Genomic DNA, 17,438 nt, shown 5'->3' with positions numbered 1-17,438 from the left:
TAATTTAATAAACTAATTATAAATATCATACGCATATTTCATCAAATTTATTAATAATTTGACTTAGTTAAAGATTCAAAATAAATCTTTTTTTGCCAATACATAAGCTACAAATGCGGTAATAGCTGCTGATACAATAGCTACTATTAAAAATCCATGTGGATTAGAACCAGCTGGTATTCCACCAACATTCATACCAAAAAAACTAGAGATCATCGTTGGTATGGATAATACAATCGTAACTGTAGCCAAAAATTTCATTACAATATTTAAATTATTTGAAATGATAGATGCAAAGGCTTCGGTTGTACTTGTTAAGATGCCGCTATAGATATTAGCCATTTCAATTGCCTGCTTATTCTCTATGATTACATCTTCAAGTAATTCTGTATCTTCTTGGTATTGTTTAATATTTTTATTTCTTAATAATTTTTCTAATACAACTTCGTTTGCTCGTAATGAAGTTGTAAAATATACTAAGCTTTTTTCAAGTTCTAGTAGCTCAAGAAGTTCACTATTCTTTGTTGATATATGAAGCTTTTTCTCAATATCTTCGCTCTTTCTATCAATAATTCTAAGATACTGTAAATAAACTGATGCATTCTTATAAAGAATTTGTAAGATAAATCGTGTTTTTTTATAAGTATAAAAATCTCTAACACGTCCATCCATAAAACTTTTTAAGACTGGTGTTTCTTCTAGGCAAATTGTAATTATTACGTCTTTTGCAGTAATAATTGCCAAAGGAATCGTAACGTAGCGATCCTTATTATGCCTTTCCTCAAAGGTAGGAATATCTACAAGAATAAGAGTATAGTCATCTTCTACCTCAATTCTCGAACGTTCCTCTTCATCTAGAGGAGCACGCAAATGATCTACTTCGATATGACATCTCTCTGATATCTCCAGTAGTTCAGTTGCAGAAGGATTCGTTAGCGCAATCCAGCATCCTTCTGATATCTGGTCAACTTTTCGAATTCCATCTTTCATTGTTTGATAAATTTCAATCATCTTAACTCCTTACTACTATAATATGCAGTAAAAATAGATGATCAGTAAGTATCCTTCTATTTCTACTTAGTATTATAGTATGTGATTATATTATTATGTAACCGAATGTAATTACAACTCGGACCACCTTCCATATAATTCACATCCTTTCCCTTGTTAGTTTATAGAAAGATTACTCTTTCATATCACAGTATAATATGTAAAATCATTTGCTTTAGTACGTTAAAATAAGGCATACAACTCATTTGCCATTTTCACGACATCATAATTATATGTTTTTCGTCTGTCTTTGTCAAATATATTTACAATTAAGTTTTTTAGCTAAATTGTATATTTTATGCTATTCTATATCGAATAATAAACGTCAGTATGTTCTATTTTTTCAATATATTTTAATCTTTATTTTCTTTTTACAAAATAAGATTGAATACGATATTTTTTTTAGCTAATATGAATATATTGCACTCATGTGCATCATTAAAACCTTTACAATATTGCATTTATAATTCATTTTCTTTTCATTTTATCTTGCTTTTGTTTAAATTTTAGATTACAATACAATAAATACGAAAAAATGTATTAATATAAATACATAATTTTGTTTATTATTACTTGTTCGTATGCTGTATACAAGACTAGAAATTATTAGACTACGGTTGAAAGCAAATTACTTAGGAAAGGAACGCCACGCAAATATTCTTTCAGCCTCTTTTTATGTGGCATTAACATGTCTTATTCCGATGTGTTATTATTGGGTTTGGTTATGAATGTAGTAGATTCAAAATATTTTAATTATTCCGGTAGAATTATTAAAGAAGATACTTTTGCATATTTAGGGTTTACGAATAGTAAAGTTGAGTTTTATGTTAAAAGTTCTTCCACTGTTACTTCTGAGTTGGATATCTCTTTTGAAACTAAACTAAATGGTGAAGTAAATAATGCAAGATTAAGAGTTATGATTGATAATTCTTATATTGAGAATGTTTTAGTCCTTGATAAACAACATAACTCTTTTATTATCCCACTACCAGAAGATGAACTTACACACAAAATAACAATTATAAAAATAACCGAAGCTGCTATGTCTTATGCTAAGTTAAACGATATCACAGTAATAAATGGTACCATACTTCCATATCCTTATCAAAACGATTCTAGAATTAGAGTAGAATTTATTGGAGATTCTATAACTTGTGGCTATGGAGTATATGGGGAACCAGATTCCGAATACGATATAAAAGAAGAAGATGGTACTGTTACATATGCTGCACTAACAGCTGATGAATTGAATTTAAATGCTCAATATTTTAGTGTTTCAGGTTATGGTATGTATCTAAAATATGATGGTGATTTAGAGGGCGTTATTCCTAAAATCTATTCTTATACTAATTATTTTATTGATCAAGACGCTTTATACAATTTTAAAGAATTTATACCTGATCTTTATGTTATTAATCTAGGAACAAATGACTCTGGACATTTGGATGAACTAAATAATCAAATAAATTTTAAAAATACATATTTAGAATTTATAAAAAATTTAAAAAACATTAATCCAAACGCCAAAATATTATGTATTATCGGTACCCTATGCACAAATGTATATCCATTTATTAATGAAGTTGTTCAAACTGCTAGAGCAGAAGGTATTACTGATATATATACTCTCGAACTACCATATCACGACGTTGAAAAAGACGGAATGGCTTCTGGGCATCCATCGTTAGTTTCACATCAGAAAGATTCCAAACGCCTTTGTAAAAAAATTGCAGAGATATTTCATATAGAATATTAGAATTATTAAATGAAGTGAAATCAAAATCTCACAGTATTAGTTTAAATATTGTAATTTTTTGATTTCACTTTAATTTTATTAATGATAACTTTTAATTACTGTTGAACATTTTCTGGCACTTGAATTGTAGTGCCTGGTTTTATATTATTTAGATTCATATTTTTGTTATATTTCATAAGATATTGAAGAGTGATTCCAAATTTTTTTAAAATATCTTCTAGTCTCTCTCCTTGTTGAACAACATATGACATATACTGACCTTCACTTGAAGGAGCATTAACAGGCACACATATTTTCATTCCCACTTGTAAATTATATACATTAGTTATCGGATTCATTTTTAGCAACATCTCTAATGGTATACCATATGCCCTACTAATTTTATATAACGAATCTCCTTGTTTTACAGTATATATGATTCCCTTACATTCTTGGTATTGATTTAATTCTGGTTGCATTTCATTGAAATTATTAAATTGGTTCGGCATTCCTGGCATTGGTTGTATATTCATACCACCACTTGGCTGAGTCATTCCAGGCTGCATATTCATCTCTTCTGGTGTCATTTCTTCTGTTCCACCTGGTGTCATCGTTGTTCTAGGTTGTGTTGTTCCAGGTTGCATTGTTCCTGTTCCACCTGGTGTCATCATTGTTCCTGGTTGTGTTGTTCTTGGTTGCATTGTTCCTGTTCCACCTGGTGTCGTCATTGTTCCTGGTTGTGTTGTTCCTGGTTGCATTGTTCCTGTTCCACCTGGTGTCGTCATTGTTCCTGGTTGTGTTGTTCTTGGTTGCATTGTTCCTGTTCCACCTGGTGTCGTCATTGTTCCTGGTTGCATCGTTCCTGTTCCGCCTGGCGTAGTCATTGTTCCTGTCTCATCTGGCATTGTAGTATTTCTTTGTTGTGTATTAAGAATTTCACTTAACTCTTGGTTCTTGAAGGCTGGGTAATCAAGAAAATTATTTTCATAATTATCATTATCTTTAATATCGTAACCATATACCATAGAATCTAAATAAGAAGTATCAAACTTATATCCTCGGTTTACATAAGCGAAAGAATCATTTTTTAAGTATCCATTCGTATCATAAGCATCGTATTCTTGCATATTGGTATTATTCATGAAATCATATTTAACAACACGTTGATTCATTTCATTTTTATTATCTTTGGATATTTTATTATCAACGTAAACAGAATTATAATATCTATAATTATTTTTACTGTCCATTCAATCCACACTTTCTTTTCTTTTTTACTACAACATTATATTCAGCCCATTCCAGATGTGTGAATCCTGTAATCAAGCAAATAAGAATTATATTTCTTACCTATTAAAATATAATTCTCAGGTTGAAGTTTGAATCCATTTGTCGTATAATATTGAATTACAGATTATATTTATTATAAGATGTTTTTAAACATATCAAACTATCAATATTGTATAATTTTATGATTTTAATAATAATTTATTGAATCATAAAATAATATGAATAAGTAATCGTGAACTAATTAATTGATATCTTAAAGGTTTAATCCTATTATTTGAATCATCAATTATCTTCACAATAACTTTACATATTTTGTTATAACGACATTTCTAGAAAGATGCAGATTATATTTGCATTTTGTTTTTGTGTGTACAACTGCTAATACAAATACTCAATTTATATGTATTTGTAAGATAAATAGTCAATGTAAGTAATATATCATTATCTTATATTGCTAAATGCATAATACCGATATTGAAATATATCTAAAGGGAGGTAGACAGCATTTGCTGTATAACTTATGACAATAACAAATAATACTATGGGTATTGATATTGGATCCACAACGGTAAAAATAGCAATACTTAATGAAAATAAGGACATTCTATTTTCCGCCTACGAACGCCATTATGCTAATATTCAAGAAACCCTATCGAAATTAGTAAAAACAGCGTATGACGAATTAGGCGATTTAGAATTTGCACCAATGATTACAGGATCAGGTGGCTTAACAATCTCAAAATATTTAGGAATACCATTCGTACAAGAAGTAGTTGCGGTTTCCACTGCATTAAAAGATTATGCACCACAAACTGATGTAGCAATCGAACTTGGTGGAGAAGATGCAAAGATAATTTATTTTACCAATGGTATTGATCAAAGAATGAACGGTATCTGTGCTGGTGGAACAGGATCATTTATTGATCAAATGGCAACTTTATTAAAGACAGATGCTACTGGACTAAATGAGTATGCCAAGGACTATAAAGCTATCTATCCAATCGCGGCTAGATGTGGTGTATTTGCGAAATCTGATATACAACCGTTAATTAATGAAGGTGCAACAAAACAAGATTTATCTGCTTCTATTTTTCAAGCTGTGGTTAACCAGACAATAAGTGGATTAGCTTGTGGTAAACCTATACGTGGTAACGTTGCATTCTTAGGAGGTCCTTTACACTTCTTAACAGAATTGAAAAATGCCTTTATTCGAACTTTGAATTTAACTGATGACGCAATTATAGCTCCTGACCACTCACATCTATTTGCTGCGGTAGGTTCTGCAATGAATAGTAAATTTGATGTAATAACTTCATTTGAAGAATTACATGCAAAGTTATCCTCAAATATCCAGATGCAATTTGAGGTAAGTCGTATGGAACCACTTTTTAAGAATCAAGAAGATTATGATGATTTTACAAACCGTCACTCTATACATAAAGTAATAAAAGGTGATCTAAGTTCTTACGAAGGTAACTGTTACTTAGGAATTGACGCTGGTTCAACAACTACCAAAGTTGCATTAGTTGATGAGGATGGTACACTATTATATTCGTTCTATAGTAGTAATAATGGTAGCCCGTTAAAAACAACTATAAAATCAATTCAAGAAATCTATAGGATATTACCAGACAATGCCAAAATTGTTCGTTCCTGCTCGACTGGATATGGAGAGGCCTTAATTAAATCGGCCCTACTACTTGATGAGGGTGAAGTTGAAACAGTTGCTCATTATTATGCTGCTGCTTTCTTTGAGCCAGATGTCGATTGCATTCTAGATATTGGTGGGCAAGACATGAAATGTATCAAAATTAAAAATGGTACAGTGGATAGTGTACAGCTAAACGAAGCTTGTTCCGCTGGATGCGGTTCTTTCATAGAAACTTTTGCCAAATCACTTAATTATGAGGTGAAAGATTTTGCTAAAGTAGCATTATTTGCAAAAAATCCTATTAATCTTGGTTCAAGATGTACCGTGTTCATGAATTCTAATGTAAAACAAGCACAAAAGGAAGGTGCAACCGTAGATGATATTTCTGCAGGACTAGCATATTCCGTTATTAAGAATGCCCTACTTAAGGTAATTAAGATAACTGATCCGAAAGACTTAGGTGATAAAATTGTCGTTCAAGGCGGTACTTTCTATAATGATGCTGTTCTTAGAAGTTTTGAAAAAATCTCATCATGTGATGCTATCCGTCCTGATATTGCAGGTATTATGGGAGCCTTTGGTGCTGCATTAATTGCAAGAGAACATTATCAACAAGATGAAGAAAAAACAACAATGCTTACTATTGACAAAATTAACGCATTAGAATTTAGTACTTCAATGGCAAGATGTAAGGGCTGTACAAATAATTGTAATCTGACAATCAATCGTTTCACTGGTGGTAGACAATTTATCTCTGGTAATCGTTGTGAACGAGGGATTGGCAAAGTCAAAAATAAAGACAATATTCCAAATCTATTTGAATATAAGAACCAAAGACTATTTAGTTATCAACCATTAGATGAGGTAAAAGCATATCGTGGCGTGGTTGGTATTCCTAGAGTACTGAATCAATATGAAAATTATCCTTTCTGGTACACTTTCTTTACTGAACTAGGATTTAGAGTAATCCTATCTCCTGAATCAACAAGAAAGATATATGAGTTAGGAATTGAATCCATTCCAAGTGAATCGGAATGTTATCCAGCTAAATTGGCTCATGGACATGTAATGTGGTTAATTAAACAAAATATTGATTATATCTTCTATCCTTGTGTTCCATATGAACGAATGGAAATTAAGGGTGCGAATAATCACTACAACTGCCCTATTGTAACATCCTATGGAGAAAATATAAAAAATAATGTTGAAGAATTAAAGACTCTAAATATTAATTACCAAAATCCTTTCTTATCTTTTGAGAGTGAAGATATTATTACGAACAGATTAATTGAAATCTTCAAAGAAGAATGCAATCACAATATACCAAAAGAAGAAGTTAAAAAAGCTGCACATTCTGCTTGGAAAGAGCTTGAACAAGTAAGATTAGATGTAATGAATAAAGGTGAAGAAACTCTTAAATATCTTGAAGAAACAGGTAGAAAAGGTATTGTATTAGCTGGACGACCTTACCATACTGACCCTGAGATTAATCATGGTATTCCTGAACTTATTAACTCCTATGGTGTTGCTGTGTTAACAGAAGATAGCATATCACACCTTGCTGAAGTAGAACGTCCTTTAATTGTAATGGACCAATGGATGTACCACTCAAGACTTTATGCTGCTGCCACTTATGTCAAAAATGCGCCTAATCTTGAGCTAATCCAACTTAATTCTTTTGGATGTGGATTAGATGCAGTTACCACAGATCAAGTTAGCGACATACTTACTAAAGCAGGTAAGATATATACAGTATTAAAAATTGATGAAGTAAATAATCTCGGTGCTGCTAGAATTCGTATTCGTTCCTTATTATCTTCAATTAAGGACCGTGAACATAAGCACATTATCGCAGCAAAGGCTTCTTCTGCACATCATAGAGTAATATTTACAGAAGAAATGAAAAAGAACTATACGATACTATGTCCGCTAATGTCACCTATTCATTTTGATTTGGTTGAATCCGCTTTGAGATCTTCTGGTTATAATTTAAAGGTATTGTCAAACAGCAATAAGACCGCCGTTGACGTAGGTCTAAAGTATGTGAATAATGATGCTTGCTACCCTTCACTTATTGTTGTAGGACAAATTATGGATGCACTACTATCAGGCGAATATGATCTTAATAAAGTAGCTGTAATTATTTCTCAAACAGGTGGTGGTTGTCGTGCAACCAACTATATTGGTTTTATCCGTAGAGCATTAGAAAAGGCTGGTATGAGCCATATTCCAGTAATCTCTCTTAGTGCACAAGGCCTTGAAAAAAATCCTGGTATGAAAATAACACTACCAATGCTTAATAAAGCAATGCAAGCATTAGTATATGGTGATATCTTTATGAGGGTTCTATATCGTATGAGACCATATGAAGTAGAAAAAGGTTCTGCTAATAAACTATATGAAACTTGGAGAGAACGTTGTATCAAATCAGTAGGTAATGGCAAACTTAGTGAATTCCGTCGTAATGTTAGAAATATTATTTCAGACTTTGATAATTTACCAATTAAAGATATAAAGAAACCACGTGTTGGAATTGTAGGTGAAATTTTAGTTAAATTCCTTCCAACTGCAAATAACCATTTAGTAGATTTATTAGAAGAAGAAGGAGCTGAGGCAGTTGTTCCAGATTTACTAGATTTCTTTATGTATAGTGGATATAACAGCAATTTCAAATCACAATATTTAGGTAAATCCAAGAAGACTGCTAGAATTAGCAATATGTCGATATGGTTAATGGAATTATATAGAAAAGAAGCAATTAAAGCATTCCAAAAGAGTATTCATTTTGATCCACCTGTTGCAATTGAAAAATTAGCTCATTATGCTGAACCTTTTGTATCAATAGGTAACCAAACTGGTGAAGGATGGTTTCTAACTGGTGAAATGATTGAGCTTATCCATTCTAACGCCAAAAATATTGTATGTACTCAACCTTTTGGATGCCTTCCTAATCATGTAGTAGGAAAAGGTGTTATTAAAGAACTAAGATCCAAATTCCCAGATTCCAATATAGTTGCAATAGACTATGATCCTGGAGCAAGTGAAGTAAATCAAATTAACCGTATAAAACTAATGCTTTCAACTGCATATGATAATATGTAATGAAGTAGTTATATAATTGTATATTTATCGCAATAGGACATAGTAAAAAAAGATTATTATAAAATGTAGTTTACAAACTTAGCTATTCTAGATTAAAATCAAATAAAAATAGGTAACTTATAGTTACCTATTTTTTATTTGCCAATCTATTGGCTCTATTCCATTTTTTATTAGATATTCATTTGTTTTACTAAAAGGTTTACTTCCAAAAAAACCACGATATGCAGACAGTGGACTTGGATGTGGAGCTTCTAATATTAAGTGTTTATTATTATTTAGCATAGACTTTTTCATTTGTGCTGGTCTTCCCCATAGAATAAAAACAATTGGACGATCAGCACTATTCAATGCATGAATGACTGCATCCGTAAAATATTCCCACCCTTTCCCTTGATGAGAATTAGGCTGATGTGCTCGTACAGTGAGAACCGTATTTAATAATAATACACCTTGTTCAGCCCATTTTGTAAGATATCCATGATTCGGTATAGCACACCCTATATCATCCTGTAATTCCTTATAGATATTAACAAGAGAAGGTGGTATATCAACATCAGGCTTTACTGAAAAACATAACCCATGAGCCTGTCCTTCGTTATGATATGGGTCCTGCCCTAATATCACAACCTTAACTTTAGAGAATTCAGTAAAGTGAAAAGCATTAAATATATCTTCTGAATTCGGATATATAACATATCTACTATATTCACTTTTTATAAATTTATATAAATCTTTGTAATATTCTTTATGAAATTCTTGATGAATTACTTGTAACCAATCATTCTTAATCTCGCTCATGTAGCTTCATCCTCTCTATGTATTAATCTAATGAAAATGAGAATAGAAAGTTTGTTATTTAGCAAACTTCTATTCTCAATATCAAATTATAATCTAACGCTAATTCCTTTTTTACTTAAGTAGTCTTTTAAATCCGAAATCTCAAGTTCTTTATAATGGAATAAAGAAGCCGCTAAGACTGCATCTGCTTTACCATCCGTTAAGGCCTCATAGAAATGTTCTTTGGTACCAGCGCCACCAGAAGCTATTACAGGAACAGATACATTTTCAGAAATAGTTTTAGTTAACTCGAGATCATATCCATCTTTTGTTCCGTCACAGTCCATACTAGTTAATAAAATCTCGCCTGCACCAAGCTCAGTGGCCTTAATTGCCCACTCAAGTGCATCAATTCCCATATCTACTCTTCCACCATTTTTGTATATGTTCCAACCAGTACCATCTTCTCTTCTTTTTGCATCGATTGCAACAACAACACATTGACTACCAAACTTATCTGCAGCCTGACTAATTAAATGTGGATTCATTATGGCTGCAGTATTTACTGCTACTTTGTCTGCACCTTCTCTTAATATTAACTTAAAGTCCTCTACTGTTCGAATACCTCCACCTACGGTAAATGGTATAAATACAGTCTCCGCTACTCTTCGAACCATATCAAGTTTAATCGTTCTAGCATCTGAAGAAGCAGTAATATCTAAAAAAACAAGTTCATCCGCACCAGCCTTATCATATGCCTTTCCTACTTCTACAGGATCACCAGCATCTCTTAAGTTGACAAAGTTAATACCTTTTACAACTCTGCCAGAATGAACATCTAAGCAAGGGATTATTCTCTTTGTAAACATATTTATAATTCCTCCTTCTTAAGATTTGCAAAGTTCTCTAATATTTTTAATCCAACATCTCCACTTTTTTCTGGATGAAATTGACATGCAAAAATATTATCTTTTTCTACTGAAGCATGAATAAGCGTACTATAATCCGTTGTTGCAACGACCTCCTGCTCATTCTTAGCCTTTAAATAATATGAATGCACAAAATACACATATGAATTATTTTCTATGCCCCTATATAGTTTGCTTTCAGGATTAATATCTAGCGAATTCCATCCCATATGAGGTATTTTAATACCTTCTTTGTTAGGGATTCTTAAAATTTCTCCTTCTAGAACTCCTAATCCATTAACTCCTTTTGATTCATCACTTCGTTCAAATAAAAGTTGTAATCCCAAACAGATTCCTAACAAAGGTGTTTTATTAGAAACTACCTCCTTAATTACATCAACTAATTGATACTTATGGAGTTTTTCCATAGCTTCTCCAAAAGAGCCAACTCCAGGTAGAATGACTTTATCCGCTTTTAATATCTCATCTTTATTACGAGTTATCATAGCATCCTGAGAAAGATATTCTAACGCCTTTAAAACACTTTTCAAATTTCCTGCATCATAATCAATTATCGCTATCATTTCTACACATCCATCCTTTTTACTGTTTTTCATGGTAATAGAATGACAGGATATTTGCATTCTATTATTTATTCAATGATACTTTTTTATCCGATTTTATTGAAGACGCAATATCATATACCTTTTGACCATATACCTCTTCATCTTTAATTTTATTTAAACTAGAAGCATCACTTTCGGAAAGTCGAAATTCCTTACTTAACTCTTTTACAAGTTGTGTCTTAATAGTATCTAAATCCTTGCTGACACCTAATTCTTTCGCTCTTGATTGATATTTATCATATTTCACCAAGCCTTTTAATAAAGAATCTAATGCTTCTGGATATTTCTTCATATCATAATAGCTATTGTATGAATTTAATTCTTTGTTCACATACATGATTGTTTGTACTTTCTTGTACAACTGCTTGTCTTTATCTGTTAACTTAATACCTGTTAATTCATTGTATGCTTGATCAAATTTTTGTCTTTCATAATAATGATTTGCGTATGAGATATTTATTTTATAAGAGAAAATATTTGTTCCCACTATTACTACAACAGCTAGAACAACGAAAAATACTGCAACAATTGAGGCTCCCACTTTATTAATCTTACCTTGATATTCATATAATGCTTCTTCCTCTGCTTTTGCTCTCTTATCCGCCTTTTCTTTTGCTTTTCTAGCCTTTGCTTCTTTTGCAGCTGAGGCTTTTTCTGCCTTTTTCTTCTTAGCTTCTTCCTTTTTCTCAGCATCTTTTATCTTTTTTGCTTCTTTTAATTCTATAGCTTTCTCTTCTTTTTCTTTTGCTTTCTTATCTGCCTCTTCTTTTTCAGTTTTTACCCTATTTATATATTCTTCTTCTGTTTCATCCTTAATATTATCAAATACTTTAGAAAACAACCCTTTTTTCTTATTAGTTGAAGGAGTGTCCTGTGTTTCATTTAATATTTGCTTCTTTTTTTGTTTTTTAACTTCATCGATGTCAGGAATTAGATGTGATAAATCATCTTCATCATCGACAGAATCTTCTAGGCTTGAAACTGCTGATAAGACATCAGAAAATATATTGGAAATATCATTTGGAGCTTGGTCTAATGCTTCATCATTTTTTCTATTACTTGATATTACATTTGATACCTGATTTTCTTCCTGAGTATCTTTAATTGTTTCTTCTTCATCAAACATTAAATCATCAATTGAAAAAATATCTTCACTATTATTCGAATCTTCCTCAATACTACTAGCTACTTCATCCCTAGCATTGCTTTCTGAACTTGAAGTAGCTGTATCATTTAAAATGTCATCATCCATAAAATCGAAAAAGTTCTCCGAATCATCAATTTTCTCATCAGTTTCTTCTTCTTGTAACATTTTATCTAACATGCTAAATAACTCGTCATCATCAGTATCGGTCATCTGATTACTTCCTGTTTGAATATCAGATTTACTATCAGTCACAGATTCTGCTGAATCATTAACTATTAAATTATCTGAGTTTTCTTTATTCATACTACCTATAGACGTATTATTCGCTTCATCTAATAAAAAATCAAGAGACTTAAGAACATCCTCTTCACTATTACTAGTTTCTTCTGTTTCATCTTGCTTATTATTATAATCACTATTATGATTATTAATTAACTCCATTAAGTCATCAGTATCATCAACTAGGTCATAACTATCAAATTCATTTAAATCATCTAATATATTAAATTCATCTAAACTTTCCTTATCATTTGCCCTATTCATATATTTACAATCCTCTTCTCACAAACACTATAATTTTAACCTTTACATTTATCTATATATACCTCTAATTTACAATTATTAAAAATCCATTCTTATAATTGTTTTAAAAAATCTGATGCATTCATAGGAATTGACATAGATTTACTTTTAATTTCTTCTGTTAATTGCGAAAACGTTTTGTTAATTCGTATTAATTTAGCTTTATTATTAATGAAGGTATTCTTTTCAAATGCCCATCTTATTACAGTTGGGTTGTCAAAGTTTTCACCTAATTCAAGCATAAGTATGTTTCGGTTCAATGTTCTCATTAACCAATTAAGATATACATTCCATTGGCTTAGGTATCCTTCTTCAATATAAGTCTCTGTTTCTTTTTTCACATTAAAAACAGCTTTACCATTACATGTCTTACACTTTGGATAAAATTCTTCAATTTTACTCCAATTTCCTTCTTTGATTAATAAATTAATATTATCTAGTTCCTCAATGACACTATTAATGTAAGATAATCCATCCCATAAATCATGGGTACATGCATTTTCACATTGTAATAATGTATCATTGCCACACGGTGCAACGATTTTATTTGAGTCGAGCTTAGACTTAAATATTAAATTATCTACATTGGTTGTAATAATAAAATACTCTTTACCATTTAGCAATTCATACAATTTGTCATATACTTTTACATCAGAATAACGATTATGAAAGTATTTCGTTAATATCGTTTCTAACCAATTCTTAACTTCCTTATTTTTAATATACTCATCAAATTGATCTAAAGTATAAATACCATACTTATTTAATGGTCTTAGGATCTCTTTTGCAAAATCATCCTTTTCTAATTGACTGTCAATTGATAATTCTGTACCGCAACCAATTAATACATACTCAGCATCATGAATAGCTTTTATTACATTTTCATTTATATCGTTCATTATTACCTCTATTATTCAATAAGTTTAATTCTTCTTACTTAGAGTTACTACCGTACTCTTAATAAATAAACATACAGTTGATTAATTCGATAATTTAACTAATTCATCTACTGCACGAACTAACTGTCCAATTTCTGGTTTAGATAGTTGAGCATCTGCTCCTAATAATTCACCTTTTCTCTTCATTTCATCATTAACAAGTGAAGAGAATATAACAACAGGGATATGTCTTAAATCAGGTTCATCTTTTATCAATTTAGTAAGTCTGTGGCCATCCATCTGAGGCATCTCTATGTCGGTTATTACAAGCTCAATTTCACCCTCAAGACTACCCTTTTTATGATATTCTTTAATCGTATCCCAGGCTTCTTGTCCATTTTGTTTAACAGTGACATTAGTATATCCAGCCTTTACCAAACACTCTGTAATTAGTTTACTTAATAACGGAGAATCTTCTGCTATTAGAATTGGAATATTATTTCTTGTTCTTGCCCCTAGTTTATCAATATCTGAAACTTTTAATCCTGTTTCAGGACTAATTTCAGAAACTATTTTTTCAAAATCTAGAATTATAATTAGTCGATCTTCTAATTTAATAATACCAGTAGCTACACCACTACCTGCGGAACTTATGGTATCATCTGGTGTAATAATATCAGCCCAAGAAACCCTATGAATTCCAACAACACTATGTACATGAAATGCTGTATGGATTTTATTAAAATTAGTTACGATATACATATCTGAATTAAGATTATCTGAGTTTGATAACCTCAAATTTTTTGCTAAATCAATTACAGATATGATTAAATCTCTTGGCATAAAAATACCTTCAATACACTCATGTGAATTTGGTATTGGTGTAGGTTTTGTATAAGGTAAAATTTCTTTTACTTTTGCAACATTAATCCCATAATAATTATTTCCAACTTTAAATTCTAATATTTCTAACTCATTTGTACCACTTTCTAATAATATTCCCGTTTCCATATCATTGCCTCCTATTAATTACTAATAATATACTCTCTATGAATTGTATAACAATAAAACGAATTAATTTAAAATTATATTTTTATTATAATATATCAATAACAAAATTACAAACTTTAATACAAAAATAATGTCATTTCCTATCTTATTTTGTTCTGTATTAGTATCTTTATAATGTACTCATATTAATTTGTTAATTTATAGCATAGATATGAATATAAAAGCCTTATTTCTGAGTTCATTTTGAGATATACTGTTGACACTCTTACCAACACATTACCAAATAATAGAAATTAATTTAATTCGTTAAAATTCATATTCTATAAAATCACATATTTATAAAATTATATAAAAAAAACTCATATTTATATGAGTACATAATCACTCTATAAATATAAGTTAATAGTTAAAAGAATACGTATATACTTTCAAAACTACACACTAAAATATTATCATCCAAATTATCTCTATGACCTATACATAATAAGCAATTAAATTACACTATGTTTTGGTCAAGCCCTCGACCTATTAGTATTAATCAGCTACATGTGTTACCACACTTCCACCTTTAACCTATCTACCTCGTCGTCTTCAAGGGGTCTTACTTCTAAAAGAATGGGATATCTTATCTTAAGGGGGGCTTCACGCTTAGATGCCTTCAGCGTTTATCCCTTCCAAACTTGGCTACTCGGCCATGCCATTGGTATGACAACCGATACACCAGAGGTTCGTCCAACCCGGTCCTCTCGTACTAAGGTCAGCTCCTCTCAAATATCCTCCGCCTACGCCGGATAGGGACCGAACTGTCTCACGACGTTCTGAACCCAGCTCGCGTACCGCTTTAATGGGCGAACAGCCCAACCCTTGGGACCTACTACAGCCCCAGGATGCGATGAGCCGACATCGAGGTGCCAAACCACTCCGTCGATGTGAACTCTTGGGAGTGATAAGCCTGTTATCCCCAGGGTAGCTTTTATCCGTTGAGCGATGGCAATCCCACTTTATACCACCGGATCACTAAGTCCTACTTTCGTACCTGCTCCACCCGTCGGTGTCACAGTCAAGCCTTCTTCTGCCTTTGCACTCTTCGAATGGTTTCCAACCATTCTGAGAAGACCTTTGAGCGCCTCCGATACTCTTTCGGAGGCGACCGCCCCAGTCAAACTCCCCACCTGACATTGTCCTCTACCCGGATCACGGGTACAAGTTAGAAATCCAATACTACAAGGGTGGTATCCCAACAGCGACTCCGTGACAACTGGCGTCATCACTTCTTAGTCTCCCACCTATCCTGTACAGATAGTACCGAATCCCAGTATCAAGCTAGAGTAAAGCTCCATGGGGTCTTTCCGTCCTGGCGCAGGTAACCAGCATCTTCACTGGTATTTCAATTTCACCGGGTGCATTGTCGAGACAGTGCCCAAATCATTACGCCTTTCGTGCGGGTCGGAACTTACCCGACAAGGAATTTCGCTACCTTAGGACCGTTATAGTTACGGCCGCCGTTTACTGGGGCTTAAGTTCAAACCTTCGGATTACTCCTAAGCTCTCCCCTTAACCTTCCAGCACCGGGCAGGCGTCAGCCCATATACTTCACCTTGCGGTTTTGCATAGACCTGTGTTTTTGCTAAACAGTTGCTTGGGCCAATTCTCTGCGGCCTACTTTCGTAGGCACCCCTTCTCCCGAAGTTACGGGGTCATTTTGCCGAGTTCCTTAACAATGCTTCTCCCGTCGGCCTTAGGATTCTCTCCTCATCCACCTGTGTCGGTTTACGGTACGGGTACAATAAAAACAATAGCGGCTTTTCTTGGCAGTAAGTCCATCAGCTTCCCTACTTATATTTCGGTCCGCATCACGTCTTCCCATTGCCTGGCGGATTTGCCTACCAGACTGGTACCTCGCTTGCACTGGTTTTTCCATTCCCAGCTCTGACTTCCTTCCTGCGTCCCCACAGTTCTGATTTATTGTAGTACAGGAATTTCAACCTGTTATCCATCGACTACGTCTTTCGACCTCGCCTTAGGCCCCGACTTACCCAGAGCAGATCAGCTTTACTCTGGAAACCTTAGATATTCGGCCTGAAAGATTCTCACTTTCATCTCGCTACTCATTCCGGCATTCTCTCTTCTTAACAATCCACAGCTCCTTACGGTACTGCTTCGTCTCGCTAAGAATGCTCCTCTACCAATTGTACTTAGTACAATTCCACAGCTTCGGTGTCGTGTTTTAGCCCCGGACATTTTCGGCGCAAGACCTCTCGACTAGTGAGCTATTACGCACTCTTTTAATGTGTGGCTGCTTCTGAGCCAACATCCTAGTTGTCTTCGAAATCTCACATCCTTTTCCACTTAACACGCACTTTGGGACCTTAGCTGGTGGTCTGGGCTCTTTCCCTTTTGACTACCCAACTTATCTCGTGCAGTCTGACTCCTGTTAAACATCTATATGGCATTCGGAGTTTGATAATCTTCGGTAAGCTTTGACGCCCCCTAGGATATTCAGTGCTCTACCTCCATTAGACTAAGGTCAACTAGGTTGACCTTATAACAAGGCTAGCCCTAAAGCTATTTCGAGGAGAACCAGCTATCTCCGGGTTCGATTGGAATTTCTCCGCTACCCACATCTCATCACCACCCTTTTCAACGGATGTGTGTTCGGTCCTCCACCACCTTTTACGGCA

10 protein-coding genes and 1 rRNA gene (1 of these 11 running past the window's edge) are annotated in these 17,438 nt (G+C 33.0%); 2 read left to right on the top strand and 9 right to left on the bottom strand.

Annotated features, from left to right (window positions below):
• Positions 1 to 75: 75 nt before the first annotated feature.
• Positions 76 to 1,011 carry a magnesium transporter CorA family protein gene (locus tag bsdtb5_RS08920; RefSeq protein ID WP_271715670.1) on the bottom strand — a complete coding sequence of 312 codons (936 nt, stop codon included), beginning with the start codon at positions 1,009 to 1,011 and terminating at the stop codon, positions 76 to 78.
• 727 nt (positions 1,012 to 1,738) lie between these two features.
• Between bsdtb5_RS08920 and bsdtb5_RS08915 the strand changes: the two genes are divergently transcribed.
• Positions 1,739 to 2,806, top strand: coding sequence for an SGNH/GDSL hydrolase family protein (locus bsdtb5_RS08915; RefSeq protein WP_271715669.1), 1,068 nt, complete (start codon positions 1,739 to 1,741; stop codon positions 2,804 to 2,806).
• A 95-nt stretch (positions 2,807 to 2,901) separates the two neighbouring features.
• Here bsdtb5_RS08915 and bsdtb5_RS08910 read toward each other — a convergent pair whose 3' ends face one another.
• Entirely contained in the window at positions 2,902 to 4,035 is a 1,134-nt protein-coding gene (locus bsdtb5_RS08910) for a LysM peptidoglycan-binding domain-containing protein (RefSeq protein ID WP_271715668.1), read from the bottom strand.
• A gap of 560 nt (positions 4,036 to 4,595) precedes the next feature.
• Here bsdtb5_RS08910 and bsdtb5_RS08905 point away from each other — a divergent pair.
• Positions 4,596 to 8,828 carry a 2-hydroxyacyl-CoA dehydratase gene (locus bsdtb5_RS08905; RefSeq protein ID WP_271715667.1) on the top strand — a complete coding sequence of 1,411 codons (4,233 nt, stop codon included), beginning with the start codon at positions 4,596 to 4,598 and terminating at the stop codon, positions 8,826 to 8,828.
• 123 nt (positions 8,829 to 8,951) lie between these two features.
• Here the strand turns inward: bsdtb5_RS08905 and bsdtb5_RS08900 are convergent, their stop codons facing one another.
• The 7 genes from bsdtb5_RS08900 to bsdtb5_RS08870 all read right to left on the bottom strand — a co-directional run.
• Positions 8,952 to 9,626: a uracil-DNA glycosylase gene (locus tag bsdtb5_RS08900; protein ID WP_271715666.1), complete on the bottom strand. Its 675-nt coding sequence runs from the start codon at positions 9,624 to 9,626 to the stop codon at positions 8,952 to 8,954.
• A gap of 86 nt (positions 9,627 to 9,712) precedes the next feature.
• Complete coding sequence (hisF, locus tag bsdtb5_RS08895; protein WP_271715665.1) at positions 9,713 to 10,474, bottom strand: imidazole glycerol phosphate synthase subunit HisF; 762 nt, start codon at positions 10,472 to 10,474, stop codon at positions 9,713 to 9,715.
• A 2-nt stretch (positions 10,475 to 10,476) separates the two neighbouring features.
• Complete coding sequence (hisH, locus tag bsdtb5_RS08890; RefSeq protein WP_271715664.1) at positions 10,477 to 11,097, bottom strand: imidazole glycerol phosphate synthase subunit HisH; 621 nt, start codon at positions 11,095 to 11,097, stop codon at positions 10,477 to 10,479.
• Between the two features lie 64 nt (positions 11,098 to 11,161).
• Entirely contained in the window at positions 11,162 to 12,829 is a 1,668-nt protein-coding gene (locus bsdtb5_RS08885) for a membrane-attack complex/perforin family protein (RefSeq protein ID WP_271715663.1), read from the bottom strand.
• 92 nt (positions 12,830 to 12,921) lie between these two features.
• Positions 12,922 to 13,767: an SIR2 family NAD-dependent protein deacylase gene (locus bsdtb5_RS08880; protein ID WP_271715662.1), complete on the bottom strand. Its 846-nt coding sequence runs from the start codon at positions 13,765 to 13,767 to the stop codon at positions 12,922 to 12,924.
• An 81-nt stretch (positions 13,768 to 13,848) separates the two neighbouring features.
• Positions 13,849 to 14,757 (bottom strand): chemotaxis protein, encoded by a 909-nt coding sequence (locus tag bsdtb5_RS08875; RefSeq protein ID WP_271715661.1) that lies wholly within the window; start codon positions 14,755 to 14,757, stop codon positions 13,849 to 13,851.
• Positions 14,758 to 15,265: 508 nt separating this feature from the next.
• Positions 15,266 to 17,438, bottom strand: a 23S ribosomal RNA gene (locus tag bsdtb5_RS08870) (it continues 746 nt past the right edge of the window).

It is taken from the genome of Anaeromicropila herbilytica, assembly GCF_016591975.1.
GTDB classification, from domain to species: domain Bacteria; phylum Bacillota; class Clostridia; order Lachnospirales; family Lachnospiraceae; genus Anaeromicropila; species Anaeromicropila herbilytica.
The sequence above is the reverse complement of the archived record's forward strand: the minus strand, read 5'-3'. Positions and strand labels throughout refer to the sequence as shown.